Origin of the sequence: Desertihabitans aurantiacus (genome assembly GCF_003344635.1) — a bacterium.
GTDB lineage: Bacteria > Actinomycetota > Actinomycetes > Propionibacteriales > Propionibacteriaceae > Desertihabitans > Desertihabitans aurantiacus.
Genome location: NZ_QPKK01000415.1, coordinates 1 through 2121, shown reverse-complemented (window position 1 = coordinate 2121; position 2121 = coordinate 1). Strand labels below are relative to the sequence as shown.

The 2121-nt window shown below is 76.3% G+C and carries 2 protein-coding genes; both read right to left on the bottom strand.

Annotated features, from left to right (window positions below; genetic code table 11):
• Positions 1–88 precede the first annotated feature (88 nt).
• Positions 89–886, bottom strand: a complete 798-nt coding sequence (locus DVA66_RS19685; RefSeq protein WP_114561497.1) for a CHAD domain-containing protein — start codon at positions 884–886, stop codon at positions 89–91.
• Positions 887–980: 94 nt separating this feature from the next.
• Positions 981–2121: sialidase family protein (locus tag DVA66_RS19680; protein WP_198671977.1), on the bottom strand; the 1141-nt coding region annotated here is incomplete at its 5' end.

Below are 2121 nucleotides of genomic sequence, written 5' to 3'. Positions count from 1 at the left end.
GGCCGCGGCGGTCTGAGCCCGCGCCCGGGGACGACGCGACCCCGGCCCCGCGCGGGGCGGGACCGGGGTCGGGTGCGGGCGGTGCGGCTCAGGCCAGGGTGACGGCGCGGGCGGCGGCCTCATCGATCCGCTGCTGCGCGCGGGCGTACAGCAGACCGGTGGTGAACGCGTTGTGGCCGCTGCGGGCCCCCAGGGCGGCGTGCTCGCGCAGGAACTCGGTGACGACGACGTCGTCCTGCACCGCGCCCAGCACCTCCTGGGCCTTCTTGGCGCTCTTGCGGTGCTTGTCGGCCGATCCGAGGTCGGCCAGCAGCTCGGCGGCGTAGCGCCACCGCTTGGCCGCCTTGCGGGCCGAGTGCAGCGAGTCGGGGTGCGCCTCGGCGGCCTCGATCCGGCGCCGGACGCGGCGACGGGCCTTCTTCAGCACGGTGGCGGGGTCCGAGCCATCCAGCGTCGGCGGCTCCGTGCGCCAGCGGGTCAGCTGGGCCACGGCCCGGCCCCAGCGCTCGTCCTGGCGGGCCTCGGCGACGGCGTCCAGGGCCTGGCGGCGGCGGACACCGAGCTCCTCCTGCACCTCCCGGCGGACCGGGCCGAGCACCAGCGTCTCGGGCAGGGAGTCGATCTCGGTCAGCAGACGGTCCAGCAGCACGTCGGCGTCCCGGACGTGGCCGAGCGCGACGGCGACGAAGCGCAGGTCGTCGTCGAGGCCCTCGGTGCCCGGGAACGAGCCGGCGAAGGTGCGCAGGGTGGCGCGCAGCCGGCGCAGCGAGGTGCGGGTCTCGTGGATGACCTCGACGCTGGCGCTCTCCTCCAGCTGGGCGAGACCCTCCAGGGCGCGGTCGGCGTACTGGCGGACGTAGTCGGACAGGGGGTCGTTGGCAGTCATCGAGCTCCTTTCAGCCCTCCAGGATGCCAGGCCCCGTCCAGCGGCGGTCCACCGGTGGTCCTCCTGCCGGCGGGGCCACCCCGCGCGGGAGCCCTCAGCGCAGCCGGTCGAGGGGGACGGTGCGGAACGTCAGCGTCTGGGACGGACGCTCCGGGCCGGTCTCGCAGAGCAGGCCGACCGCGGCGTCCAGGGCCACCAGGTCGGAGTAGCCGGCCGGGTCGGGGGAGAGGGTGAGCGCCCGGGTGAAGCGGCGCCCGCCGTCCGCGCTCACCCACAGCGCCATCGCGCGTCGGGCGCGCGGGTCGGACGGCCCCGACAGCACCAGCAGACCGTCGACGGCGACCACGGCGGCCTGCACCACCGGGAGGTCGTCGAGGTCGGGTTGGCGGGTGTAGGGCGTCCGGGCGGTCTCGCCGCCGTCGTCGGACCACATCTGCAGCCGGTTCCCCGGGCCGTCGCCGCGCTGGTCGCGACTGGTCAGGTAGAGGGTGCCGTCGTCGAGCTCGACCACCTGGCTCTCGTTCGGGTTGGCGCCGTCGGCGCCGGGGTCGACCAGCCCGACGTGCCAGCTGCGGCCGCCGTCGTCGGAGCACATCAGGTGGCCGCCGTAGTGGTGCTGCTCCGCGCCGGTGTCGTCGGAGCCGGGGGCGGGGGAGGCGCTGTGGTTGGCGGGCACCACCAGCCGGCCGCGGTGCGGGCCGGAGCGCAGCGCGATCGCGTGGCCGGGACCGGTGGCGTACCAGCGCCAGCCCTCGCGGCGCACCTGGTCGGTGATCTCGGTGGGTGCCGTCCAACCCAGCCCGTCGTCGCTGCTGCGCTGCACGTGGACGGTGCGCGGGGCGGCGTGACCGGTGAGGATGGCCTCCTCCTCGGCGTCGCCGGCGTTGGCGCAGGTGAGCAGCACGACGTCGCCGCTGGTCGGGTCGACCACCGGGCACGGGTTGCCAACGGTGTGCCCCTCGCCGCGGCGGACGACCAGCAGCGGTCCCCAGCTGCGTCCGCCGTCGGCCGAGCGGCGCAGCACCACGTCGATCTCCCCGGCGTCGGCGCCACCGGCCACGCGTCCCTCGGCGAAGGCGAGCAGCGTGCCGGCCGGGGTGCGGAGCAGGGCCGGGATGCGGAAGGTGTGGTAGCCGTCGGTCCCGGAGCGGAACGGCACCGAGACGACATCGTCGGCGGTGAGCTCCGCGCTCGCGCGGGCTGCGGCCGACTCGAGCCGGGCTCGGACCAGGGCG

Coding starts and splice junctions, on each gene's coding strand:
- DVA66_RS19685 (WP_114561497.1), bottom strand. CDS start 886: ATGACTGCCAACGACCCCCTGTCCGACTACGTCCGCCAGTACGCCGAC.